At 39.4% G+C, this 26,496-nt stretch carries 22 protein-coding genes, 1 tRNA gene and 2 pseudogenes; 11 read left to right on the top strand and 14 right to left on the bottom strand.

Features of this window, described 5'->3' with window-relative positions:
- Positions 1–2: 2 nt before the first annotated feature.
- The 4 genes from oppB to Xbud_RS06090 form a co-directional block, all read right to left on the bottom strand.
- On the bottom strand, positions 3–923 hold the full coding sequence (gene oppB, locus Xbud_RS06105) for an oligopeptide ABC transporter permease OppB (RefSeq protein WP_086953278.1): 921 nt from the start codon (positions 921–923) through the stop codon (positions 3–5).
- 82 nt (positions 924–1,005) lie between these two features.
- On the bottom strand, positions 1,006–2,646 hold the full coding sequence (gene oppA / locus Xbud_RS06100; protein WP_099135226.1) for an oligopeptide ABC transporter substrate-binding protein OppA: 1,641 nt from the start codon (positions 2,644–2,646) through the stop codon (positions 1,006–1,008).
- A gap of 129 nt (positions 2,647–2,775) precedes the next feature.
- The gene (locus Xbud_RS06095; protein WP_099135225.1) at positions 2,776–4,416 is read right to left on the bottom strand and encodes an ABC transporter substrate-binding protein; all 1,641 of its coding nucleotides are present in this window, start codon (positions 4,414–4,416) and stop codon (positions 2,776–2,778) included.
- 743 nt (positions 4,417–5,159) lie between these two features.
- Positions 5,160–5,372: a hypothetical protein gene (locus tag Xbud_RS06090; RefSeq protein WP_099135224.1), complete on the bottom strand. Its 213-nt coding sequence runs from the start codon at positions 5,370–5,372 to the stop codon at positions 5,160–5,162.
- A gap of 22 nt (positions 5,373–5,394) precedes the next feature.
- On the opposite strand from Xbud_RS06090, the pseudogene Xbud_RS06085 reads away from it, so the two are divergent.
- Positions 5,395–5,594: pseudogene (locus tag Xbud_RS06085) on the top strand (hypothetical protein); the annotation flags it as partial.
- A 104-nt stretch (positions 5,595–5,698) separates the two neighbouring features.
- Here the strand turns inward: Xbud_RS06085 and Xbud_RS06080 are convergent.
- Positions 5,699–6,304, bottom strand: coding sequence for a thymidine kinase (locus tag Xbud_RS06080; protein WP_099135223.1), 606 nt, complete (start codon positions 6,302–6,304; stop codon positions 5,699–5,701).
- A gap of 646 nt (positions 6,305–6,950) precedes the next feature.
- Here Xbud_RS06080 and hns point away from each other — a divergent pair.
- A complete protein-coding gene (gene hns, locus Xbud_RS06075) occupies positions 6,951–7,352 on the top strand; it encodes a histone-like nucleoid-structuring protein H-NS (protein WP_099135222.1) in 402 nt (133 codons plus the stop codon).
- A 251-nt stretch (positions 7,353–7,603) separates the two neighbouring features.
- Here hns and Xbud_RS06070 read toward each other — a convergent pair whose 3' ends face one another.
- From Xbud_RS06070 to galU, 3 genes are read right to left on the bottom strand one after another with little or no spacing between them, the layout of a single operon-like run.
- Positions 7,604–8,614 carry an NAD-dependent epimerase gene (locus tag Xbud_RS06070; protein WP_099135221.1) on the bottom strand — a complete coding sequence of 337 codons (1,011 nt, stop codon included), beginning with the start codon at positions 8,612–8,614 and terminating at the stop codon, positions 7,604–7,606.
- 8 nt (positions 8,615–8,622) lie between these two features.
- Positions 8,623–9,966 carry a UDP-glucose dehydrogenase family protein gene (locus tag Xbud_RS06065; RefSeq protein ID WP_099135220.1) on the bottom strand — a complete coding sequence of 448 codons (1,344 nt, stop codon included), beginning with the start codon at positions 9,964–9,966 and terminating at the stop codon, positions 8,623–8,625.
- Between the two features lie 24 nt (positions 9,967–9,990).
- Complete coding sequence (gene galU / locus Xbud_RS06060; protein WP_099135219.1) at positions 9,991–10,908, bottom strand: UTP--glucose-1-phosphate uridylyltransferase GalU; 918 nt, start codon at positions 10,906–10,908, stop codon at positions 9,991–9,993.
- A 449-nt stretch (positions 10,909–11,357) separates the two neighbouring features.
- On the opposite strand from galU, the gene Xbud_RS06055 reads away from it, so the two are divergent.
- The 3 genes from Xbud_RS06055 to Xbud_RS06045 all read left to right on the top strand — a co-directional run bounded on the left by Xbud_RS06055 (position 11,358) and on the right by Xbud_RS06045 (position 13,012).
- The gene (locus Xbud_RS06055) at positions 11,358–11,819 is read left to right on the top strand and encodes a YchJ family protein (protein WP_099135218.1); all 462 of its coding nucleotides are present in this window, start codon (positions 11,358–11,360) and stop codon (positions 11,817–11,819) included.
- 69 nt (positions 11,820–11,888) lie between these two features.
- A complete protein-coding gene (purU, locus tag Xbud_RS06050; RefSeq protein WP_038270172.1) occupies positions 11,889–12,737 on the top strand; it encodes a formyltetrahydrofolate deformylase in 849 nt (282 codons plus the stop codon).
- Positions 12,738–12,927: 190 nt separating this feature from the next.
- Positions 12,928–13,012, top strand: a tRNA-Tyr gene (locus tag Xbud_RS06045).
- 345 nt (positions 13,013–13,357) lie between these two features.
- Here the strand turns inward: Xbud_RS06045 and Xbud_RS06040 are convergent.
- On the bottom strand, positions 13,358–14,221 hold the full coding sequence (locus Xbud_RS06040) for a helix-turn-helix domain-containing protein (protein WP_099135217.1): 864 nt from the start codon (positions 14,219–14,221) through the stop codon (positions 13,358–13,360).
- Between the two features lie 649 nt (positions 14,222–14,870).
- On the opposite strand from Xbud_RS06040, the gene xthA reads away from it, so the two are divergent.
- Positions 14,871–15,677, top strand: a complete 807-nt coding sequence (xthA, locus tag Xbud_RS06035; protein WP_099135216.1) for an exodeoxyribonuclease III — start codon at positions 14,871–14,873, stop codon at positions 15,675–15,677.
- A gap of 90 nt (positions 15,678–15,767) precedes the next feature.
- Here xthA and Xbud_RS06030 read toward each other — a convergent pair whose 3' ends face one another.
- The gene (locus tag Xbud_RS06030) at positions 15,768–17,684 is read right to left on the bottom strand and encodes a DNA topoisomerase III (RefSeq protein ID WP_099135327.1); all 1,917 of its coding nucleotides are present in this window, start codon (positions 17,682–17,684) and stop codon (positions 15,768–15,770) included.
- Positions 17,685–17,847: 163 nt separating this feature from the next.
- Entirely contained in the window at positions 17,848–18,399 is a 552-nt protein-coding gene (locus Xbud_RS06025; RefSeq protein WP_099135215.1) for an NAD(P)H nitroreductase, read from the bottom strand.
- A gap of 170 nt (positions 18,400–18,569) precedes the next feature.
- On the opposite strand from Xbud_RS06025, the gene sppA reads away from it, so the two are divergent.
- From sppA to pncA, 3 genes are all read left to right on the top strand, one after another.
- The gene (sppA, locus tag Xbud_RS06020; protein ID WP_099135214.1) at positions 18,570–20,465 is read left to right on the top strand and encodes a signal peptide peptidase SppA; all 1,896 of its coding nucleotides are present in this window, start codon (positions 18,570–18,572) and stop codon (positions 20,463–20,465) included.
- Between the two features lie 131 nt (positions 20,466–20,596).
- On the top strand, positions 20,597–21,616 hold the full coding sequence (gene ansA, locus Xbud_RS06015) for an asparaginase (protein ID WP_099135213.1): 1,020 nt from the start codon (positions 20,597–20,599) through the stop codon (positions 21,614–21,616).
- A gap of 20 nt (positions 21,617–21,636) precedes the next feature.
- On the top strand, positions 21,637–22,272 hold the full coding sequence (gene pncA / locus Xbud_RS06010; RefSeq protein ID WP_099135212.1) for a bifunctional nicotinamidase/pyrazinamidase: 636 nt from the start codon (positions 21,637–21,639) through the stop codon (positions 22,270–22,272).
- Between the two features lie 137 nt (positions 22,273–22,409).
- Here the strand turns inward: pncA and Xbud_RS06005 are convergent, their stop codons facing one another.
- Together Xbud_RS06005 and msrB are read right to left on the bottom strand one after the other, a co-directional pair.
- Positions 22,410–22,694: a YeaC family protein gene (locus Xbud_RS06005; protein WP_099135211.1), complete on the bottom strand. Its 285-nt coding sequence runs from the start codon at positions 22,692–22,694 to the stop codon at positions 22,410–22,412.
- A gap of 120 nt (positions 22,695–22,814) precedes the next feature.
- On the bottom strand, positions 22,815–23,222 hold the full coding sequence (gene msrB / locus Xbud_RS06000; protein WP_099135210.1) for a peptide-methionine (R)-S-oxide reductase MsrB: 408 nt from the start codon (positions 23,220–23,222) through the stop codon (positions 22,815–22,817).
- A 342-nt stretch (positions 23,223–23,564) separates the two neighbouring features.
- On the opposite strand from msrB, the gene gapA reads away from it, so the two are divergent.
- Entirely contained in the window at positions 23,565–24,560 is a 996-nt protein-coding gene (gene gapA / locus Xbud_RS05995) for a glyceraldehyde-3-phosphate dehydrogenase (protein WP_099135209.1), read from the top strand.
- 123 nt (positions 24,561–24,683) lie between these two features.
- On the top strand, positions 24,684–25,559 hold the full coding sequence (locus tag Xbud_RS05990) for a D-hexose-6-phosphate mutarotase (protein ID WP_099135208.1): 876 nt from the start codon (positions 24,684–24,686) through the stop codon (positions 25,557–25,559).
- 93 nt (positions 25,560–25,652) lie between these two features.
- On the opposite strand, the pseudogene alr reads toward Xbud_RS05990, so the two are convergent.
- Positions 25,653–26,408 (bottom strand): annotated as a pseudogene (gene alr / locus Xbud_RS05985) (alanine racemase); the annotation flags it as partial.
- Between the last annotated feature and the right edge of the window lie 88 nt (positions 26,409–26,496).

Raw genomic sequence — 26,496 nt, 5'->3', positions numbered from 1 at the left:
CTTTAGTAACGTATTTTCGGATCGATAACGGCATACAGCACATCAACGATAGCATTGAACATAATGGTCAGCCCACCTACCAAAATCGTCAGGCTCAACACTAATGAATAGTCACGGTTTAAAGCGCCATTAACGAACAATTGCCCCAGACCGGGTAAACCGAAGATAGTTTCAATAACCATTGAACCGGTAATAATGCCCACAAAGGCTGGCCCCATATAAGAAATCACTGGTAATAAGGCAGGTTTCAATGCGTGGCGGAAAATAATCTTTCGTAATGGCAGCCCTTTGGCTCTTGCTGTTCGGATAAAGTTAGAATGCAGAACTTCGATCATGGAACCACGGGTAATACGGGAAATACTGGCGATATAAGAAAGGGATAAAGCAACCATCGGCAAGAGCATATATTTAGGTGCGCCACCATTCCAACCGCCCCCCGGCAGCCATTTTAATGTAATGGCAAATATCAGAACCAATAAAGGGGCCACCACGAAACTCGGGATAACAACCCCCGTCATAGCAAACCCCATTACCGTATAATCCCATTTAGTATTCTGATTCAGTGCAGCAATAACCCCCGCACTGACACCAAATATAACTGCCATAATAAAAGCAGCAGCACCTAATTTAGCAGAAACGGGCAACGCTTCTGCCACCAAATCATTTACACTGTAGTCCTTATACTTGAATGAAGGGCCAAAATCCCCTTTGGAGAGTTGGATTAAGTAATTGAAATATTGTTTATAGATAGGATCATTCAAATGGTATTTTGCTTCAATATTCGCCATCACTTCAGGTGGCAGCTTTCTTTCTCCGGTAAATGGGCTACCCGGAGCAAGCCGCATCATGAAGAACGAAATCGTGATGAGAATGAAAAGTGTCGGGATCGCCTCTAAGCAGCGGCGTAAAATAAATTTAAGCATTGCCCGTTCCTATTGTCTGACCAAACCTTGGTCTTAATTATTGATACGCAGGCAGCTCATCACTTAAGCCACCTGCTGATTCCTAATGTTTTATGATGTACATGTCCTTGGTGTGGAAATTATCCAGCGGATCTTTGCCAGTGTAACCACCTACATAAGGTTTTAATAAACGGGTGTTTGTATAGTAAAAGAGAGGAACCACCGCGGAATCTTTATCCAATTGAGCATTAGCCTTAGCATAGATTTCGGCTCGCTCTTCATCAGTTTTAGCTTGCAATGACTGTTTCATTAAAGCGTCAAATTCTTTGCTCTTATAATGAGAAGTATTGTTGCTGCTATTGGATAACATAGGGTTCAAGAAGGTAGAGGCTTCGTTATAGTCAGCACACCACCCGGCTCGGGCGACGTCATAATTACCCTGATGACGGGAATCAAGGAAGGTTTTCCATTCCTGATTTTCGAGAGAAACTTCAACACCGATATTCTTTTTCCAAACAGACGCGGCTGCAATGGCTAATTTTTTATGTAGATCGGAAGTGTTATACAGTAACTTAATTTTCAGTGGCTTATCTTTGGTAAATCCAGCTTCTGCCAGTAGCTTTTTCGCTTCTTCGTTACGCTGCTGTTGATTTAGTTTTACGTACCAATCTGGTTTCTCATCTTTAAAATCGGCGATATAGGGTGGTGTATAACCATAAGCCGGTATATCACCCTGATTTTTCACCTTATTAGTCATAAGATCGCGATCCATACCTAATTTTAGCGCGGTGCGTACTCGAGGATCATTAAATGGCGGCTTCTCATTATTAATTTCGTAATAGTAGGTGCACAATTTCGGGTTAGCACGTAATTGTTCAGGGATCTCTTTTTTCAGTTTTTGGAATAACTCAACGGGTAAGTTGTCATAACTCATCTCAATTTCGCCGGCACGATAACGATTGACATCAGTGACTTCAGAGAAGATAGGTAGGACAGTGACTTGATCAATGACTGTATTTTTATTATCCCAATACATTGAATTACGTTCTAAAACAAGGCGCTCATTAATCACCCAACTTTTCACTTTATAAGCACCATTGCCGACAAAATGCTGGGGCTGTGTCCATCTTTCACCATATTTTTCAACAGTCGCACGATGGACAGGTGATGTTGATGTGTGAACCATTAATCGGACTAAATAAGGTACAGGTTCTCTGAGTGTTAATTGTAATGTATGGTCATCTAATGCTTTAACACCCAATGTTTCCGGTTTTTTCTTACCTTTGATAATATCATCAACATTCAGAAGATGAGCATATTGCATGTAACTTGCATAAGGGGATGCAGTGTTTGGATCAATCGCTCGACGCCAACTGTAAACAAAATCTTGCGCCGTGAAAGGATCACCATTTGACCATTTTGCGTCTTTACGCAGGTGGAATGTCCAGACTGTGAAATCCGGGCTATGTTCCCAGCTTTCGGCAACACCCGGAATAATTTTGCCATCAGGCTCATTAATCACTAGTGTTTCAAACAAATCACGGGCAATATTTGATTCTGGTACACCTTCTATTTTATGTGGATCCAGTGATTGTGGTTCAGTGCCATTATTGCGTACCAGAGTTTGTTTTTCTGCCAGTTGTACACCCGCAGGAACTTTAGCAGCAAATGCCTGTGCCCCGATCATCATGCTTAATGCTACCGTAACGCCAGCAGCAATCTTCTTTTTTATTGTGTTTTTCATCTTTCTATTACTCCTATTGATTCATCAGGCTTTTATAAAAGCCACCCTATTTTCAGGATTAATTATTTTCTCATTTCCAAAGGAACTGCTTTATTTACATTTACAGCAATAGAATTACTGTAATAACAGTTAGTTATCTATTTTTTTGATATATAAGTTCTTAAGATCAACGTAATCTAAAGGATCTTTTCCTGTCATTCCTCCGACCGTTGGGCGAATCAGGCGCGTAGAAACCCGGTAATACACCGGAATCAACCCCGAATCAGCATCAAGCTGAGCCTCTGCCAACTGATAAAATTCCTTGCGTGTTTTTTCGTCTTTAGCTGTCAGAGCCTGCTTAAGATAATTATCAAATGCGGCGCTCTGATAGAATGCCGTATTGTTGCTACTGTCTGACAATAAATAATTTAAAAAGGATGAAGGCTCGTTATAATCGCCACACCATGTAGCTCTCGCCACATCATAATTTCCCTGGTGGCGATTTTGCAGTGAAGTTTTCCATTCCTGATTTTGCAATGTGACTTTTGCACCAATGTTTTTCTGCCACATGGACGCGGCGGCAATAGCCTGTTGTTTGTTCTGCTCTGAGGTGTTATAGAGCAAAGTAAATTTGAGTGGATTATTGGCATCAAAGCCGGTTTCTTTTAATAACTCTCTTGCCCGTTGATTGCGCTGTTCTTGTGTCCAATTCGCCCATTCTGGATTAATCGTAAGACCACCACCAATAAAAGTAGGAGTGAAACCGTATGCCGGAATTTGCCCCTGTCCCATAATCCTTTGAGTGATAATGTCCCTATCAAGACTCAGCTTAATGGCTTCACGCACTCGTTTATCTTTAAATAATGGCTTTTGGTTATTAATTTCGTAATAAAACGTACATAGGTAAGGTGAAGTTTGCACTTGCTCAGGAATATCCCGTTTCATTTTTTGATACAGTTCTGGAGGAATAGCATTGTTGGTAATATCTACTTCCCCACTGCGATAGCGATTTACGTCACTGATACCTGAGACAATAGGTAAGAAAGTACCTTTTTCGATAATGGACGCTTTATTGTTCCAGTATTGCAAATTACGTGTTAAAACGATTCGCTCATTAATAACCCAATCCTTTAATATATAAGCTCCATTGCCGATAAAGTTTTCTGGTGACGTCCACTTAATACCAAACTTCTCCACAATATCTTGCCGGACGGGTTTCAGCGGTGTGTGGCTCAACATATTAATAAGGTAAGGAACTGGACGACTTAATGTCACTTGAAAACGGTGCTTATCCAGCGCTTTAACACCCAGTTGATCAGGCGATTTTTTTCCTTTTAAGATATCATCTGCGTTCAATACATAGGTATATTGCAAATAACTGGTATAAGGCGACCCTACTTTTGGATCAGAGAGACGACGCCAGCTATAAACAAAATCCTGTGCCGTAACTGACTTACCATCACTCCACTTGGCATTGTCACGTAGATAAAATGTCCATACCTGATAATCATCAGTTTCCCATTTTTCTGCGACTCCCGGCACAATTTCACCGTTTGGCCCGGTGCTTACCAATCCTTCAAGCAAATTACGAATAATGTTGGTTTCCGGACCACCTTCAACTTTATGCGGATCCAGTGATGTAACCTCAACACCATTATTAATAATAACTTCTTGCTTCTCTGCCAACACTACACCTGCGGGAACCTGCGCAGCAATTCCTTGCGTCATAGGAAACGATAATAAAACGATAGAGGAAATCAACTGACTCAACTTTGACGGTATTTTTCTCATTATTCTTCTCCAAGTGATAAACAGCGAATTACTCGTTTTTTAATCTAGCAACCCCGACAATTCATTTTATTAAATAAGAACAATTTATGTGTTAGACATTCAATCTCTATAAGGTTTGTTATGATATTTTTTATAATATGTTTATTAAGCTGTTAAAGTAATTATTTATTCTTACATAGAATACATTCACATAAATAACAATAAGATACTGATAAAAAATGATTTTTTATTTATTTTTATCTATCGGAACACCTAAAGACTCCAACAAAAAAGAAAATAAACATTATTTTAACAAAATGCAATCATCACAGATTAAAAACCCATATTCATCACAAAATGGTGAAACAAGACACCAATTATGACTCGCTATAGCAAGCAATATAGTGTGAAAAAAAACAGTATTTTTTAGAGAGAAGAAGCAAATTATCAAATAAAATATAAAAAGTAAGTTCTTGGCAAGATACGAAAATGCTTTTATCAACTATCTATACTCTTTATTGGTTGTCTATTAATTATTTTTCACTTATTTCTTCTAAAAAAATATTATCAAGATTTATTTAACAAAATACTCCATAAAAATTAAATAATATTTAAAAACAGTCCTAATAATTTTTTGATATCTAATAACAAAAACCTATTAACTAAATGGTGTCAGCTTGCTGTTTTCATGATCTAAATCACTATTTGGAAACCAGTCAATGATAAGCTGTGCTCAAACAGAAACTCTCAGAAAAAATACATCCTTAACACTTAACTATTCTCCAGTTTTTCACAAGAACAAGTTGACCACATATTCCGTGCTGTGGCTCTTGCTGCTGATGCCCGCATTCCTCTGGCAATATTAGCTGTATCTGAATCAGGAATGGGCCGACAATTAATCCGACTTCAACTGCTATTTTCGACGTGGTTCCCTGCCTGTCGCTTTGGAAGAAATCGCGACAGACGGGGTAAAACATACCTTTATCGTGACAGACTCTTTCTTCAATTCGTGAAGCCGGATTTCAAGAAAGCGAGTTCTTGGCAAAAATAGATAAACTGGCAGAGGGTGCCTTTGACGAACAATGTACCAGTGCCAATCCTCGCATCCGTTAATTACTGAATTGAAGCAATTAATGTTGGATTCCTCTTATGGCCGTGAATTCATAGAGCCTGTCTTATCTAAAGGGAAAGAAAAATAATAAGAAATGATAAACCAATGTGATTTAAAAGGCATCAGGTATACCCGATGCCTTTTTATTAATTCATTTGTTTTAACTTAATCACAATACTCATACAAAAGGCATTATGTCCGCTCAGTTTTTTTAGCCTTAGCATCACGAATGACATCAGAATAGTGCCTGCGACACACTGAGACATATTTTTCATTGCCCCCAATATCAACCTGCGCACCATCATGAACAACGTTGCCATCGCTGCCAAAACGCAGTACATAGCTGGCTTTTCTTCCACAATGACAAATCGTTTTCAATTCAACTAATTTATCCGACCAAGCGAGAAGATATTGGCTACCACTAAATAACTCTCCCTGAAAATCTGTCCTTAAACCATAACAAAGAACAGGGATATCATCGTAATCAACAATTTCACAAAGCTGTTTAACGTGTTCTTTTGTTAAAAATTGGCATTCATCAATCAAAACACAATGAATCTTTTCTACTTTGTTTTCATGTCTGATAAGTTCAGCGATATTAGTTGCCGGTGAAAACAACAAGGCATCTGCGGATAAACCAATGCGGGAACTCACCTTCCCTTTTGCAAATCGGGTATCAATTTCTGCTGTAAAAATCAACGTCCTCATTCCTCTTTCGTTATAGTTATAAGAAGACTGTAATAAGGAAGTTGATTTTCCTGCATTCATGGCAGAATAATAAAAATAAAGCTGAGCCATTGGCCCGTCCATCCTTTTGTCAAATTTAACCAAACGATATATCACCGTAAGTTTACCACAAACTCAACTTAAGGTTATCCTTTGTTATTGACCAAATAAGGCATAGGAGAAAAAAACAGAACAAATATTAAATGAATAATTTCATGATAATCGTCACATTTGTGCATATAAAATCAGCACCACAAGTACTTATTGCATGACAAATGAACAAATTTAACATTAGAAAGAAATAGCTATTTTTTATTCTATTCTTTGCATATTAATAATCAAAGAGGTTTACTTTTGTACAATTTACTCCGCTATAATCATAACCAATAGATTACCCATAAAAAAAATTTCATTACTCCTTTAGACATCAACTTATTTTGGGATGAACAGTTAACATCTCTTACGGATTGACTATAAATTAGTTTTATATGTTCGAGTTTATCCTCATTCTGCTTTGAGTAATCTATGTCTAACTGTTATCGAGAAATGATAAATCCAATAGTAGAATTAAAACACAATATATCGATTATCAAAAAAATTGCATTTTAAAATGGGATGTTTTAGCCTGAGAAAGTAAATTCACTATTGCAGAAAATAAAATAGCATTCTATTATTATCCATACATCAGCCATCATCATTATAATTTGAGACCAGGACAATGAGCGAAAATTTAAAATCCTTAAATAACATCCGTACTTTGCGCGCGCAAGCAAGAGAATGTGAACTTAGCACCTTAGAAGAAATGCTGGAAAAACTCACGATTGTTGTTGAAGAACGTCGTGATGAAGAAAGCCAAGCTCGTGCTCAAATAGAAGAACGTACACGTAAACTTCAAGAATACCGTGAAATGTTGGAAAAAGACGGTATTGAATTAAGCGATTTAGTAGACGCTTTAAGTGGTAAAACTACTGGTAAATCTAAACGTGCTGCACGTCCAGCTAAATATTCATACATTGACAATGGTGAAATTAAAACCTGGACTGGACAAGGCCGTACTCCAGCAGTAATCAAGAAAGCAGTTGAAGAAGAAGGCAAGTCACTGGAAGATTTTCTGATCTAATCAGTTATTTTGCAAACTAATAACAAAAATACCCTGTCAAGGGTATTTTTGTTTTATAGTTAATATATCTAACTAAGTTAATTACAGGCTGATGTACGAAACACCATGGGTTATATTAACGGTTTAAACTCCCTTATTATTCCCAACGTGAGAAAAAGCATTTAACATCGACTTAGTTTTTTATTAACACAGAGTTAAAAAAGGAGCTAACAGCTCCTTTTTTTATTACTATTCTAATACTAAGTCTAATGTTAAGTCTGCTGGTAAAAATCCAAATACCAATCAACAAACTGTTTCACACCTTCTTTCACTGGTGTGTTGGGTGAAAAACCTATCTTCTCGTAGAGTGCGCTAGAATCAGCACAAGTGGATAGTACATCACCATCCTGAATATCCATAAAGTTTTTCTTTGCCTTTATACCTAATGACGATTCAATCGCTTCAATAAAATTACCCAATTTTGTCGGCTGACCATTACCAATATTGTAAACATGATATGGTGCAGAGCTGGCAGATATCTGTCCCTCTTCAACCGACCAATCTTTATCACAAGTGGGAATAATGGCCTGTAATCTGGTTATAGACTCGACAATATCATCAATATATGTGAAATCTCTTACCATATTACCATGATTATAAACATCAATAGACCTCCCCTCCAACATAGCTTTAGTAAACTTAAATAAGGCCATATCAGGGCGTCCCCACGGGCCATATACTGTAAAAAACCGTAAACCTGTGGTTGGTAATTGATAAAGATGTGAGTAGCTGTGAGACATTAATTCATCAGCTTTTTTGGTAGCAGCATATAAAGAAACTGGATGATCAACCGAATCATCAGTAGAAAATGGCTGTTTTTTATTTAATCCATATACTGAACTTGAAGACGCATATAATAAATGTTCAACGCGATTGTGACGACATCCTTCAAGAATATTGATATGACCAACGATATTGGCATCAATATATGCCATTGGGTTCTGTATTGAATAACGAACACCTGGCTGGGCCCCCAAATGGATAACTCGTTGAAATTGGTGTTCAGAAAACAACTCCGAAATTGCAACTCTATCAGCCAGATCTAATTTTTCAAATTTAAACCCCGGATGAGGGAGTAATAAATTTAGTCTTGCCTGCTTCAAATTAACATCATAATAATTATTGATGTTATCGATGCCGACAACTTCATACCCCATACTTAATAACCGCTGGCTAACATGAAAACCAATAAAACCAGCGGAACCTGTGACTAAAAATTTCATATCACAACTCAAATGACTGGATTAATAGAGGCACCACGACCAATTCCGTAGTATATAAATCCTCTGGATTGCAGACGTTCAGGATCATAAAGATTACGTCCATCAAAAATAACCGGGGTTTTGAGTGAATCTTTTATGACATCAAAATCAGGTGCCCTAAAGTTTTGCCATTCTGTACAAATAATCAAAGCATCTGCACCTTTTAATGCAGCTTCTTTTGTACCCATCAGCGCAAGATCATCTCTCTGTCCATAAATACGCTGAGCTTCCTGCATAGCTTCTGGATCATAAGCTTGTATTTTGGCACCACTTTCCCATAATACTTCCATCAATACACGGCTTGATGCTTCTCGCATATCATCTGTATTAGGTTTAAATGATAATCCCCATATTGCAAATGTCTTGCCAAATAGATCATCACCAAAGTGGCGCTTAACAAAAACAGGTAATTTCCTTTTTTGTTTTTCGTTAACCTGCTCTACTGCCTGTAAAATCTTGGGGGTATATCCGATTTGTTCAGAAGTGCGAATCAATGCCTGCACATCTTTGGGGAAACACGAACCGCCATATCCACAACCCGGATAAATAAAGTGATACCCAATACGTGAATCAGAACCAATGCCTTGACGCACATGTTCAATATCTGCCCCCAGCATTTCTGCCAGATTAGCAATTTCATTCATAAAACTAATTTTGGTTGCTAACATGCAATTAGCGGCATATTTTGTTAACTCCGCACTGCGGATATCCATAACAATCATGCGATCATGATTACGATTAAACGGCTCATACAGCTCTCTTATCACATCAATCACGCTGTCGTTATCACAGCCAATGATAATGCGTTCAGGACGCATACAATCAGCGACTGCGGCCCCTTCCTTCAAAAATTCAGGATTGGAAACAACATCGTATGGAATATTAGCTCCACGTTCAGCCAAAGTTGCTTGCATGACAGCTTTGACTTTATCCGCAGTTCCTACAGGAACGGTTGATTTATCAACCACCACTTTATAGTTATCCATATTCTCTGCAATAGTCCGAGCTACAGCAGTGACATATTGCAAATCGGCAGAGCCATCTTCATCAGGAGGTGTTCCTACGGCGATAAACTGTAATTTGCCATGTGCGACGCCAGCTTTAGCATCCGTTGTAAAGTTCAGACGCCCTTCCGCATAATTTTTTTTAACCAAGGATTCCAATCCCGGTTCAAAAATAGGAATATGGCCATTCTTCAAGTTTTCAACTTTTCTTGTATCAACATCAACACAAAGTACATCATGTCCGACTTCGGCAAACACGGTCGCTTGGACTAAGCCAACGTAGCCAATACCAAATACAGTAACTTTCATTTCACATCCTAAAGTACTAATAGATTATTTTTCAATCTGATCTTGCAAAGCCATAATCCAGTCTCTGAATGATTCTCCCAACTGCTTATGCTTCATACCATATTCAACAAACGCCTGCATATAACCCAATTTATTCCCACAATCATGACTGCGGCCTTTTAAGTGATACGCCTCAACCGGCTCCTTTTCCATCAGCATGGCAATGGCATCGGTAAGCTGAATTTCATCCCCCGCTCCTGGTGCTGTTTTTGCCAATAATGGCCAGATTTTCTCAGATAATACATAGCGACCGACAATGGAAAGGTTTGAAGGGGCTTCTTCTGGTTTAGGCTTTTCAACAACACGGGCAATTGGTTTACTGTCACCTGGTTGCAGGTTTTCTCCAAAGCAATCTACAATTCCATAATCAGAAACATTCTCAACAGGAACTGGTTCAACCAATATTTGACTTGTTCCGCTATCGTTAAAACGTGATAACATCTCACTCAAATTGTATTTCGATAAATCTGTACTGTACTCATCCAAGATAACATCCGGCAGAATAACAGCAAATGGTTCGTCCCCAATAAGTGGCTTAGCACATAACACCGCATGTCCCAATCCTTTAGCGATCCCCTGACGGGTCTGCATGATCGTCACATGATTAGGACAAATCGACTGGATTTCGTCCAAGAGCTGACGTTTCACTCTTTTCTCGAGAATTGCCTCTAGTTCGAAGCTGGTATCAAAATGGTTTTCTATAGAGTTTTTGGATGAATGTGTAACCAGAATAATTTCATTAATGCCTGCTTTAATACATTCATTGACAACGTATTGAATAAGTGGCTTATCAACCAGAGGCAGCATTTCTTTAGGAATAGCTTTAGTAGCTGGTAACATCCTGGTTCCCAAACCAGCAACAGGGATTACAGCTTTTTTTACTTTTTTGTTTATTACTGACATTACATAGTCTCCCACAGCTATGTTTATAGCTAAAAAACTCCTTTTGCAGCTATAACAATAGCACCAACTCTCTAAAAAATCGTATAAGTGAAAAATCGTATATGTGAAAAAAGTCACATACCTAAAAAAATAGTGCGCCAGAGTATACCAGCTAACACAGCCAGATATACAGTGAATAAAAATTTAATTATGGTTTCCATACTATGGTATTTACATAACTGATATATACACTCTGAATACACCTTTATATCAAATAGCTGTTAAATGAATTTTCTGAAGCATAAATAAGAGTACTCTCACTAAACATTGCAGCTACAGCCTGTATTCAGGTATTATTGATGGTAATCTAATCAATCATAACTATTTATACGAATATATATTTTACGCTTACATACCTTTACAGTATTAGTCATATTAACAACAACCTTTTTAATCTAACCGGAGTTATTTTGACAAAAATATGTCACTGTGGCAGCGGCTCACCTTTCGCATATTGCTGCGGCCCTTATATTGATAATCACTACCCTGCTCCAGATGCCGAATCTCTGATGCGTTCCAGATATAGCGCTTATGTGACGGAGAATGTCGATTATCTGATTACAACCTGGCATCCCGATTGTGAGGCAGAAACCTGGCGTTCAGAAATAGAACAAAGCTTTGTTGGTGTACAGTGGCTAGGGTTGAATGTAATCAACACAAATAAAGGGCAACATAATAACGAAGCCTACGTCGAATTTTCAGCTTGCTTTATTGAGCAGGAAAAGCAATATAGGCAATTGATACATGAGCGTTCTCGTTTTTTGCGTATTGACCAACATTGGTTCTATATAGATGGTGTTCGCCCTGAAACAGGACGCAATGATCCTTGCCCATGTGGTTCGGGCAAAAAATATAAAAAATGCTGTAGTTAAATCAATATTTAAATATTTTAAACACAACCATTCACACACAGTGAAAAACATTTGAGGATCACGTTATCCATGCAAAACGCAATTATACAAAAAAAAATCTTGCGTACAATTTGTCCTGATTCCAAAGGATTAATCGCGAAGATCACAAATATTTGTTACAAGCATCAATTGAATATTGTACAAAATAGTGAGTTTGTCGATCATCTCACTGGCCGCTTTTTCATGCGTACAGAGCTGGAAGGTATCTTTAATGATGAAATATTTCTGACAGACCTAGACGATGCTCTTCCTGTTGGCTCAAGTCGTGAATTGAATACAGCAGGTCGTCGTCGTATTGTCATCATGGTAACAAAAGAAGCCCACTGTATCGGTGATATATTAGTAAAGAGTGCTTATGAAGGATTGGATGTAGAAATAGCCGCTGTTATTGGCAACTATACCACCCTACAGCCATTGGTTGAGCAGTTTGATATTCCTTTCCATCATATCAGCCATGAAGGTTTGAGCCGGGAACAGCACGATGAAGCGTTAATGGCGCAGATAGATCAATATAACCCTGACTATGTTGTACTCGCCAAGTACATGCGTGTTTTAACACCGGCATTCGTTCAGCATTACCCAAATCAAATTATTAATATTCACCACTCATTCTTACCAGCATTCATAGGAGCCCGTCCTTATCACCAAGCTTATGAGCGTGGGGTCAAAATCATTGGAGCCACTGCACATTATGTCAATGATAACTTAGATGAAGGCCCTATCATCACTCAGGATGTGATTAACGTGGATCATAGTTATACTGCTGAAGAGATGATGCGGGCAGGACGAGATGTCGAGAAAAATGTGCTAAGTAAAGCATTACACTCGGTTTTTTCTCAACGTGTGTTTGTGTATGGTAACCGTACTATTATTCTGTGATAAGTTAAGGGTATTTTTGTTAGATAACAGAGTGATTATTCGATAACAAAATACCCTAATGGAATGGTATTCGAGCATAAAGTTTAAAAAAACAGCGTTCAATACTTAATTTTCAAATAGCTACTTTACAGCGGCGGTTGATTTGATATTATGCCGTCCGCTGATAATGACAGTGTACGATTCAAAATTTGGTGGGGTTCCCGAGCGGCCAAAGGGAGCAGACTGTAAATCTGCCGTCACAGACTTCGAAGGTTCGAATCCTTCCCCCACCACCATCTAATTATGTCATCTTACCCATTCCTGAATAAAAACTACTGAAAGCAAGGACAAAGACCTTCGATCGAAGTTTTAATTGAGAATTGAACATAGCAAAGTGAGATTACGCACAGCACGTTAGCCGGAAGGTGAAAAACGAGAAATGGCGCATCATCCTTCCCCCACCATATCCTAAGGTACATTCCATTATTTGCATTTACTGTTAAAATTAACAGATATACTGCTTGGGGGAAGAACAATCTAGTTTACTCAATGAGCAAATGAATATCGTAAAATTACGTGTTCACCGGATACCAATAGCGGAGCTCTGGAGGATCTGCAATTTGCTCCGCTTATGCAATCGGTTACTCCATATCACTAACGGAGTCGATAAAACGATTTAACACACTTGAGTGGGATTTAGATTTATAAACGTAACACTGATTAACTGCATCAGCCCGTGATATTGGAATAAAGCCTAGGCTTTTTCCTTCCTCCAACGCACCAGAACGGGCATCTGTAATAAAAATATAATCTTTGGATTGAATGAAATTAAGACAGCACTCCATATTGTCCATTTGTCTTATATTAACTTTCTCTCCGTTCTTTATCATATCCTCTTCCAAATTCTTTATAAAATCGCTTTTATAGAGAACTGGATCACACAACCACGTTTTCTTTTTCAATAATTGAGTTAAATCACCATTAGCTTCATCTATTAACTCTTGACGGCAGCAAATACCTAAATTCTGCCTTTCAATTTTACGAACCAAGCTGAATCTATCACTGAGTATTTTTTCTGAGCTTAAAATTATCGTATTGCCCTCATAGTCAACTATTTCATCAATGTTATCATAACTAAAGCGTAATATATTAACTTGAGCATTATTTCTGTCTGCTGCTTTATAAAGTGAAATCAGATGTCTGTCTTTCCCCCAATCGTAGTAGATATTGACACTGTTACAAATAGTTCCGCTAAAGTGTTTCTTTGTAATTTCCTTTTCTTTCAAATAAAGTTCTTTTAGGTCATTATATAGTTCCACTCCATCTTTAGTCAGTATCATCCCAAACTTCTCCCTTTTAAATAAGCGCTTTCCTAACGTCGCCTCAAAGTCTTTAATTGATTTAGCGACTGGGGGAGTCGTACGGTTCATCACTCTTGCCGCTTTGCTTAAAGAACCCATTTCCACCACCGCCATGAATGCTTCTAATTTACGAGAAAAAAACATAATTCACCGTTCCTATGTAACTTGTGGCTAAAATAATTTCCTTGAAATGGCCTTCTCATCAGGTAACCGCTAAATCAAACTTGATATTGTGAAGGTATAATTTTGTACAATAAAAATAGCTATTTTTCAAATGGCATTTATATGTAATGCCAGCCCCTGATGCAAAAATGCGGTTCAGATGAACTATATTATTCACCTGTATCATGATGAATATTCCATCGTGAATGTAAACCATTAATAAATATAAACATGGTCTACAAGTTCAATTTTCTATCAGAGATTGATTAACTCTTCTACTTTTTCATTAATTATTTTTTGTAATGCGTGACACAGAATAAATTTTAAGAATAAAAACACTCACCTAAAAATATAGTATCAGGTGTTGAATATAACAAAGAATGATTAATTAAATAAGTATTTATCCATTAATTCATCATTTACTCATCATGTGTTTTTTAATATTTATCACTATTACATACTTTAAATTTGAGTAATAAGAGCATTATACTCAATATAACATTGCATATAAGAGTAAAATAGTGAAATATCAAGATAACCTACTTTAAATTATTATTTAATAAATGGTTACATCCTTTTTTATATCTGTTAAGATTAAAAAGATAAATATTCTATAGGTGATTATAACGGCATGAAATTTGTATCATTCAATATTAATGGCCTGCGGGCTCGCCCTCACCAACTTACTGCGATTGTTGAACAACATCAGCCTGACGTGATTGGATTACAAGAAACAAAAGTTCATGATGAGATGTTCCCTTTGGAAGAAGTTAGTAAACTTGGTTACCATGTCTTCTATCACGGTCAAAAATCCCATTACGGTGTGGCCCTGCTGACACGCCAGAAGCCAATTGAAGTTCAGAAAGGTTTTCCTACGGATGAGGATGATGCGCAGCGTCGTATTATCATGGCAAATATTGAAACACCTCTAGGCTCATTGACTGTAATTAATGGTTACTTTCCACAAGGTGAAAGCCGTGATCATCCGGTCAAATTTCCTGCAAAAGCAAAATTCTACCAAGATTTACAAACCTATCTGGAAAGAAAGCAATCCCCGGAATCCAATATTCTTATTATGGGAGATATGAATATCAGTCCGACTGATCTTGATATTGGGATCGGTGAAAATAACCAAAAACGCTGGTTGAAAACCGGAAAATGCTCTTTCTTACCGGAAGAAAAAGAGTGGATGGAACGCCTTAAAAATTGGGGGCTCATCGATACGTTTCGGGCACATCATCCTGAGATCAACGATCAATTCTCCTGGTTTGATTATCGCTCGAAAGGGTTTGACGATAACCGAGGGCTTCGCATTGACTTATTGCTTGCCAGTCGTCCATTAGCGGAAAAATGCCTTTCTGCTGGTATAGATTATGGTATCCGTAGCATGGAAAAACCATCTGATCACGCTCCTGTTTGGGCTGAATTTAAAATTTGATTCTCAAAATAATAATAAAATCCAGCACCGCTACGATTTCAGTGCTGGATTTTTCTTATGGTGTTTTAAATTGTATCGTTTTGACCTTATCTACCCAGCTTTGTCAGTCTTTGTTTTCTTCTTTTTACTCTTTTTCCCTTTCACGGGAACAGGGGGTAACTCCCTAAAAGCTTTCAAATTTCGATACTGTTTTGCCTGCCAAATCAACTGCTGCAACGTTTCGTGAAGAGGCAACATAAAATCCTGATAGCGGACTTGCTTTTCACTGATTTGTGTTAGTTTTGACTCCCAATGCGCTGTCATATCGGGCAATACAGCCATATCAGGTAATACATGGATAAGCGCCCTCCCCGCAGGTGTTGCATGGATATAGCGCCCTTTTTTGTACAGAAATTCCCGTTTAAACAGTAATTCAATAATACCTGCTCTCGTTGCTTCTGTGCCCAGACCATCTGTTGCTCGTAACACTTTTTTTAGTGCTTTATCCTGTACAAATCGGGCAATTCCTGTCATAGCAGACAATAAAGTCGCATCAGTAAAAGGACGCGGTGGTTGAGTCTGCCTCTCCACCACTTCTCCTTTTTCACATAAGAGTTCATCACCTTTGGTAACAACAGGCAGCGGCGTGCCTTCATTTTCCTCATCTCGCTCTTTATTACCCAATAAGGTTCTCCAGCCAGCTTCTGCCAGAAAACGAGCTTTTGCTATGAATTTTCCACCTGCAATGTCAAGCTCGATCGTACACTTGCGGAATACCGCATCCGGGAAAAACTGCATCAAGTACTGTCTGGCAATCAATCCATAAATATGGTGTTCATTTTCTGTCAGATTAATCTGGCTGCTTCGGGCTGTGGGAATAATCGCATGATGGGCATCTACCTTTTTATCATCCCAACAGCGGTTCTTTTTCTCTGTATCCAACGCATCCTGTGGTAATAAATGTGTATGAACTGAAATGGCATTTAAGACAGCCTGACGCCCTGCAAAATGCTCTTCCGGCAAGTAACGACAATCAGAACGTGGATAAGTGATCAATTTATGCGTTTCATAAAGTCGCTGACAAATATCTAATACACCCTGAGCACTTAAACCAAAACGCTTAGCTGCTTCAATCTGTAATGAAGAGAGTGAAAATGGTAACGGTGCCGTTTCTGATTCCCGTTTATCCTGATACGCAGTAACATAAGCAGGTTGCCCCGTAATGCGCGCTACAACATGCTCTGCTAAAGGCCGATGGATAATCCGGCCCTCTTCATCCTGAAAATCAATACAGGATTCACTGGGTTGCCATACAGCCGTAAACCGTTCTTCTTTCGGAGTAACAATATAAGCTTTAACCTCAAAGAAATCTTTCGGTACAAAATGCTCTATTTCCTCATCACGACGAACAACCAATCCCAGAACAGGAGTCTGAACACGTCCGACAGATAACACCCCTTGATAGCCGGCATTCTGCCCTAGCAATGTATAGGCACGGGTCATATTAATGCCATAGAGCCAGTCCGCTCTAGCTCTGGCGAGTGCTGAAACACATAGAGGAATAAATTCTCGATTACTCCTTAAACGCTCAACCGCTTTAAGTACCGCCTGTGGATTTAAATCGTTGATCAGGCAGCGTTGGACATTTTGCTTTTTATTATTATCCAAATGCAAAAAATCCAATACTTCATCCACCAGTAATTGACCTTCACGATCAGGATCTCCGGCATGAATAATTTCATCAGCCCTTTCCAGAAGAGATTTAATCGTATTAAGTTGTTTGGCAACCGCTACTCTTGGTTTCAACTGCCATTTTTCAGGAATGATCGGTAAATCAGCCAATACCCAACGTGCATAACGGCTATCATAAGCATCTGGCTCAGACTGCTCTAACAGATGGCCTACACACCAGGTAACAAATTGGTTATTACCACACTCAATAAACCCATCTCCCCGACGATGAGGTTTTGGTAAAACATCGGCAATGGCTCGTGCCAGGCTAGGTTTTTCTGCAATAAAAAGACGCATGGAATTATTCAAAACTTCAATCAATACTTTGTTTGAGCGTGGTTCAGTCAGTTCATCTACGGCAATCAAACTAAAAAAGTGGATTGATGCGGCGGCTTTCATCTTCCCCACCACATCTGATCCACAGCATCTGGCAATATCACCAGTCACTTTAGCAATCACTTTAGAAATAACTGACAAAACCCGTTAAATCTGGTGTTGAACCTTTCGTCGGAGCTTTAAGTTCCGGTGTGCCCAAATAGAGGAATCCAACAATTTTGTCATTTTCCTCACAGCCCAAACCCGCTCTGACTGTCGGATCTTCAGTCCAGGAGCCAGAACGCCATATTCCGCCAAACCCCTGAGCTACCGCAGCCATTTGCATAGCATGAACTGAACAACCTGCCGCCACAACTTGTTCCCAGACGGGCACTTTTGCATGTTCAACAACTTTGGCAATAACAGTAATAATCATAGGTGCTCGATAAGGTGCGTTTTTTGCTTTTTCCACCACATCTTCACCCATAACACCGTCAATTGCTGATTTTTCGAGCAAACAGCTGAATTTATCAATCCCTTCCCCCTGCATCACAATAAAATGCCAGGGACGCAATGATCCATGATCTGGTGCTCGCATTCCTGCCGCAAAAATATGTTGCAATGCCTCTCCTTCCGGAGCTGGCGCGATTAAACGTGAAACAGAACGACGATTCAATAAAAGTTCCAAAGCATTCATAATTTCCTCCTGAATAAGATAACCTATCACGATCTGACATTCTCTGTTGATTCATTACTGAATGAAAGAGTAGATGTTATTATTTTTTCAATCATTCCCGTGATTTCCAGCTGACATTTATCAACCAGCTGATTAGGATAATCCTATTTGACCCCATAACTGGAGACGATATGCGTACTTTATGGAAGTTTATAGCAGCAATATTTAAATGGAGTTGGAAACTGCTAAATTTCGTTCGCCAATTTATTTCCAACCTGATTTTTATCCTATTAGTTGTATTAGTCACCACTGGTGTTCTCATATACAAAGAACAGTTCCGCTTAAGCAATGATTATAGTGGGGCATTATATGTCAACTTATCCGGTATCGTTGTTGATCAAGTGTCTGTTCTCAATCCACTGGATAAGCTCGGACGGGATCTTGTTGACTCCTCCAGCAACCGTTCACAACAAACCTCTGTGTTCGATATTGTTGATAGTATCCGACGGGCGAAAAGTGACCCTAAAATTACCGGTATGGTATTGAAGTTAGATGACTTTATTGGTGCCGATCAGTCTTCTATGAGCTATATAGGCAAAGTCATCAATGAATTTAAGGCTTCAGGTAAACCAGTTATTGCCATCGGGAATAACTATAGCCAGGCACAATATTATTTAGCCAGTTACGCAAACAAAATATTCCTTGCTCCACAAGGAAGTGTGTCCCTTCATGGCTTCTCAACCAACCATTTGTTCTATAAATCATTATTAGAAAATCTGAAAATTTCTACCCACATTTTCCGTGTTGGTACATACAAATCAGCAGTAGAGCCAATGATGCGGAATGATATGTCAGATGATGCCCGCAAAGCAGATACTCTCTGGCTTAATGAACTTTGGAACAATTACCGACAAGTTATCGCCACCAACAGGAAAATACCTCTTGACCAGGTACTTCCTGATCCTTCCACGTTTATTGAAAAATTCCGTAAGGCTGGAGGAAACGGTGCACTCTATGCATTTCAAAACGGTTTAGTCGATAAAATTGCATCTCTGAATGTCATTGAAAAGAAACTGATACATCAATTTGGTTGGGATAAACAAAATCAGCATTTCAACTACATCAGCATTAATGACTATATTGCTAAACAGCCAGTCCAAAATAGTTATCAAAACAATGGTAACATTGCGGTGATCATGATTGAAGGTACAATCATGGACGGTAAACAGTCCAATGACATAGCAGGTGGTGATACAATCGCAGCACAACTGCGAGAAGCACGTATGAATCCAAAAATCAAAGCCATTATATTACGTGTAAACAGCCCTGGCGGCAGTATCAGCGCATCTGAGCTGATCCGCAGTGAACTCATGGCAATTCGGGAAGGTACTGATGAAAATGGTAAAAAGGTCAATCAGAAACCAATCGTTGTTTCAATGGGGGGTCTGGCGGCATCAGGAGGATACTGGGTATCCACGCCAGCTAACTACATTATTGCATCACCAAATACTTTAACCGGCTCCATTGGTGTTTTCGGTGTCTTCAATACCTTTGAAAAAAGCCTGGATCATCTTGGTGTGAATACAGATGGAGTTTCAACACATCCACTGTCTGATATTTCATTAACAAAAGGTATAAACCCTCTGTTTTCTGACGTTATGCAATTGTCGATTGAAAACGGCTACAACCAATTTATCGGGCTGGTAGCAAATTCCCGGCATAAATCAGTAGATGAGATTAAGAACATCGCCGAAGGTCGTGTCTGGAGTGGTAGTGATGCTAAAAAGAATGGCTTGGTCGATCAATTAGGTGATTTCGATGATGCGGTGAAGAAAGCTGTTGAATTAGCCGACCTCAAAACAGCATCATTAGACTGGATGCAACCAGAGCTTTCCTTCACTGAAAAACTTATGCTGGAGTTTTCTTCATCTGCTCAGGCAATTATGCCAAATATTCTGCAATCAGTGCTGCCAGCATCATTTGTTCAGGCTGCACAAGATATGAAACAGCAAGCAATATTTTATAATCGCATGAATGATCCGCAGAATATTTATGCGTTCTGCCTGAATTGCGAGAATATCCGCTAGAAAGTTATTACTAAAATGCGATAACAGTTATACCCAAAAGCCTGATCCTTATATATCAGGCTTTTTTTATTCCATATACCTCCTATAATCGGCTGAATATTTTTATCAGGTACTGTTATTGGGGTACTTCCATGCAGAAGAAATCTATCTATGTTGTTTATACAGGTGGCACAATTGGGATGCGGCATTCTCCCAATGGTTACATTCCTGTCTCTGGTCACTTACAACGGCAACTTGCACAGATGCCGGAATTCCACCGTCCAGAAATGCCAACGTTCACGATCCGTGAACATCATCCTCTTATTGATTCTTCTGACATGAGTCCGGATGATTGGGGGATTATCGCCAACGATATTTACCAGAATTACCATGATTACGATGGTTTTGTGATCCTGCATGGTACAGATACCATGGCTTTCACTACCTCAGCACTCTCTTTCATGTTTGAAAACCTAAGCAAACCCGTTATCGTGACAGGGTCGCAAATACCTTTAGAAGCACTGCGTTCAGATGGTCAGACAAATTTACTGAATGCTCTGTACCTGGCAGCTAATTATCCCGTTAACGAAGTTAGCTTATTTTTTAACAATAAATTGTTTCGAGGGAATAGAACAGTTAAAGCCCACGCCGATGGTTTTAACGCCTTTTCATCTCCCAACTGCCCTCCACTCATTGAAGCGGGGATCAATATCCGTACATTTAATACTGCTCCCATACCAACCGCTCATGGCAATTTTATCGTACATCAAACCAAATCACAGCCAATCAGCGTTGTAACTATCTATCCGGGATTATCCTGTCAGGTGGTTGAAAATATCCTGATGCAACCTGTCAAGGCGCTGATTTTACGCTCTTATGGTGTTGGTAATGCCCCACAGCGCTCCGATTTGTTAAAAATCTTAAGAGAAGCGACTGAACGAGGCATCATTGTGGTCAATTTAACACAATGTATCTCTGGAAGAGTCAATATGGAAGGTTATGCCAATGGCCATGCGCTAGCTACATCAGGCGTGATCAGCGGCTATGATATGACTTTTGAAGCAGCACTGACCAAACTACACTACTTGTTGAGTCAGCACTACGAAGCCGAAGAAATCCGCTCGCTAATGCAGCAGAATCTACGCGGAGAATTGAGCTACTCCGACAAATAAAAAATAAATCGAGGAATATAATGAAAACCGCATTATTACTTATCGATCTACAAAATGACTTCTGCACAAGTGGTACTCTGGCGGTCAAGGAAAGCGAAGAAGTTATCGAAATGGCAAATAAAGCTATTGAATTGTGTCAGCAACACAACATCACCATTATCGCAACGCAGGATTGGCATCCATCCGATCACATGAGTTTTGCCGTCAATTCTGGTCAGCTTGTCGGTGAGTTGGGGGAACTAAATGGTATCCCTCAGATATGGTGGCCTGTGCATTGTGTACAGGGACAATTGGGTGCAGACTTCCATCCAGCGCTGAATCAGTCTGCTATCCAGAAAATTTTTCGTAAAGGCGAAAATTCGCAAATAGATAGCTATAGCGCATTCTTTGATAACGATCATAAAAATGCTACCAGACTACATGGTTGGCTATCAGAGCAACATATCAATCGCCTGTTGATTCTGGGAATTGCCACTGATTACTGCGTAAAATTTACGGTCTTAGATGCTTTAGCACATGGGTATGAAACTTACGTGATCGTTGAGGGTTGCCGTGGAGTCAATATTCAAGCGGATGACAGCCAACGAGCCATTGAAGAAATGACAGCCAAAGGTGCCAAGTTAACTTCATTGAATGAAATAACAACGCTTTTTTAAGTTATTTCATATGAAAAAGAAAAAATTATCTTAACCTATAGGTTGCTATAAATTTTTCTGAATATACCTGAAATCAACCTCGTCTTTTTATTGCAGACTCATTAAAAAGAGCGAGGTTATTATTTTAGCTTTTTGGCTCATTCTTCTTCTGACTGAGGTTTTAACTTAGCAACCATTTCTGATTGGAATATAGCCTTCAGTTCTTGCTTGCTTTTTATCGTAATTTGGCCATCCGTGCCAATCGTCATATGTTCAGGATCATGATTATGCCTGGCTTGCCAAAGCATCACCATTTGCAAACTATGTTCTTTCTGCTCTGGTGTTAATGGAACGCCATCTTGCCATTTGCCCAATTCAACAGCCTGAACTAATCGTTGATAAATCTCAGGTGTCATGGCAGAGAGTAAATCATCCAACTTCATCGACATTTCCTTACGGCTACATATTTTAGCTGAATCGATTCTAATTTAGTTACCAATTCATTTTGCTTATATTTATTTAAAAACACTTGCATTTGTTAAAAAACACCCGGAGTCATGATATTAACCTGCTGTTTCTTCTCCTGTTTCCTTATCAATAAACCATAAGGCAACCGAATTAATACAAAAGCGCTCTCCGGTAGGTTTAGGGCCATCAGGGAAAACATGCCCTAAATGTGCCTGACAATGACTGCAACGCACTTCTATTCGATGCATATTATGGGAGTAATCATCAATATATTTGATGGATTTATCATTGATTGGCTGGTAAAAACTTGGCCATCCACATCCAGAATCAAACTTAGTATCAGAAAAAAATAATGGCTGATGACAACACAAACAATGATAAATGCCACTTTTTTTGTTGTGCAACAGTTTTCCTGAAAATGGCGGCTCAGTACCTGCTTCCTGCGTGACATAACGCTGCATTTCACTAAGCTGCTCCAGAGAAACGGAGATATTTTTAGCCATGGAAACCACCTTTTGAGGCCAATATTTTCAATTAAAAAACACCGAAAACAACAAAAAGCAAATATTAGAATGTTAAAAGGCATTCTAACGCATTCAACATAATGATTTACTTTACTAATTGTGATAAGTCTCACATATCTAACCAATGATAACTTTAAATATCTCTTTATACCCCGATAATGATGGGCGTAGAGCTTGTTACGGTTGAATAGCGAGCATTCAGATAGTGGTTTCTAAATTGATCTTTTTCAATTGTTGACACGATTCCGCTTGACGACTGACAAGATTTTGGTAACTTTAGAAATAACTTTTAATTCACTAAAAAATAGCTGGTGGAATACTATGACTATCAAAGTAGGTATTAACGGTTTTGGTCGTATTGGCCGTATTGTTTTCCGTGCTGCACAAGAGCGTTCTGACATTGAAATCGTTGCAATCAATGACCTGTTAGATGCAGATTACATGGCTTACATGCTGAAATATGATTCAACCCACGGCCGCTTCAACGGCACTGTTGAAGTTAAAGACGGTCATCTGGTTGTTAACGGCAAAACCATCCGCGTTACATCTGAAAGAGATCCAGCTAACCTGAAGTGGGACGAAGTAGGTGTTGATGTTGTTGCTGAAGCAACCGGCATTTTCCTGACTGACGAAACTGCACGTAAGCACATCACTGCTGGCGCGAAAAAAGTTGTTCTGACTGGCCCATCTAAAGACAGCACTCCAATGTTTGTTATGGGTGTCAATCACAATGCCTATGCAGGCCAGGACATCGTTTCCAACGCATCCTGCACAACCAACTGCCTTGCCCCGCTAGCTAAAGTTATCAATGATAAATTTGGTATCGTTGAAGGTTTGATGACAACTGTTCACGCAACAACTGCGACTCAGAAAACGGTTGATGGCCCTTCTGCAAAAGACTGGCGTGGTGGCCGTGGTGCGGCACAAAACATCATTCCATCATCTACCGGTGCTGCAAAAGCAGTAGGTAAAGTTATTCCAGAACTGAACGGCAAACTAACCGGTATGTCTTTCCGTGTACCTACTCCTAACGTTTCTGTTGTTGACCTGACTGCACGTCTGGAAAAACCAGCGACTTATAAAGAAATCTGTGAAGCAATCAAAGAAGCGGCTGAAGGCGAACTGAAAGGCATTCTGGGCTATACTGAAGATGATGTTGTTTCTACCGATTTCAATGGCGAAAAACTGACCTCTGTGTTCGATGCAAAAGCGGGTATCGCTCTGAACGACAACTTCGTAAAACTGGTTTCTTGGTATGACAACGAAACTGGTTACTCTAACAAAGTTCTGGATCTGATTGCTCATATCTCTAACTAATTGAACTTTCAACGGTTGTTTAATAAGCCACCTTTACAGGTGGCTTTATTTCCCCTCTCTTCCGCAATAAGCTATCCTTGCCTTCACCAATTATCCAATTCAGGTTTATATAAGGTCATGTAGATGCTTGATAAAATTTTCTCATTACCGATTGTAAAACAAATATCTCCTTATATCAGTCAAAGGAATATTGATGAATTCCCGCTGATTGTGATTTCTCATCCCAAAATCCGGGGTGCAATCAGTATCCAGGGCGCTCATCTTATGGCATGGCAACCCTGCGGTGAAAAACCTGTATTATGGTTAAGCAATAATACAAAACTCCGCGAGGGTACAGCCATTCGTGGTGGTATCCCCATCTGTTGGCCTTGGTTTGGCTCTCTGGGCACACCAAGTCATGGTTTTGCCCGGATATTACCGTGGGAATTCAAAGCTCATCATGAAAATGAGAATGGTGTGATTTTGATGTTCACACTACAAGATAGCGCATACACAAAACAATTGTGGTCACATGAATTCACACTTATTGCCCGTTTTAAATTGGGGAAGACTTGCGAAATAGAGCTGGAATCTCACGGAGATTATCAAGTCACTTGTGCCCTACACTCTTACTTCAATATCAGTAACATCAATCAAATCCGGGTCAGCGGGTTAGGTAATCACTTTATTGATACTGTTACAAACAGAGAGCAATACACTAATGAAGACTTGCGCTTCCAAGGAAGAACGGATCGCATTTATACAGAGCCAGAGAATTTCAGTCTGATTAGGGATGAGTTATGGAAACGTACCATTGAAATTCACCATTATCACCATAGTGATGTAGTCTGCTGGAATCCCGGTGCTGAGCTAGCGAGTAGCATGCAAGATATCAGTAAGGAAGGCTATAAGAACATTGCCTGCGTTGAAACTGCACGTATCAACACCCCTCAACCTTCTAAAAATGGTTCTCCAGGCAGACTTGCTACCGTTATTCGTTGCCGCCAAAATAAAAGTTGAGTCTGGTAATGTGTGGGTTCTGAACAGGCATTTATTCCGTACAGAACTTCGCACAAAACTCTGCACGAACAAATGCCTGTCTAAAAACTGATGCTACTCTACAACGACCGGGACACGTCTGGCCAAAGCACATAGCAGTTCATAACCAATCGTTCCGGCTGACTCTGCGACTTCATCCACCGGTAATTTTTCACCCCATAATTCGACTGAACTGCCAATTGTTGCCAGTGGGCATGGAGTCAGATCAACCGACATCATGTCCATTGATATAGCACCCAATAAGCGAGTACGGATACCATCAACAATAATCGGCGTTCCTGTTGGTGCATGTCGTGGATAGCCATCAGCATAACCACATGCTACTGTTCCCACACGAGTCATACATTGGGTGGTATAGCGGCTGCCGTAACCAATATTCTCTCCTTTGGCAAGATCATGAACCGCAATGATTTCACTTTTTAAACTCATCGCTGGTCTTAAGCCTACATCCGCAATATCACGCCACTTCCCACTGGGAGATGCACCATACAGAATAATTCCAGGTCTGACCCAATCACCATGTGTTTGCGGATGCCATAAGACTGCCCCAGAATTAGCCAGACAGTGAGGGAGTGAATTCATATTCAGCCGATTAACAACGGTGAATTGCCCATCAACACCAATTTCATTATCGGAATTAGCGAAATGCGTCATTAAAGTCACTGAATTAATATTTTTTATCCCATTTGCCATTGAAACTATCTGCGGATATTCGTCTGGGGTAAATCCCAGACGATTCATACCACTATTAAGTTTCAAATAAATATCGATGGGCTTATCTAATTCCGCTTCTTCCACCCAGGGCAAACGGGTCTAAATTGCTCAATGTGATTAGCGGAGTATATTCAGTACAGAGAAATAGGAATAATCGCCGTTTGTGATTTATCATTAGCAACCT

The organism is Xenorhabdus budapestensis (assembly GCF_002632465.1).
In the GTDB taxonomy this organism is placed as follows: Bacteria; Pseudomonadota; Gammaproteobacteria; order Enterobacterales; family Enterobacteriaceae; genus Xenorhabdus; species Xenorhabdus budapestensis.
This window is presented reverse-complemented; position numbering and strand designations above follow the sequence as displayed.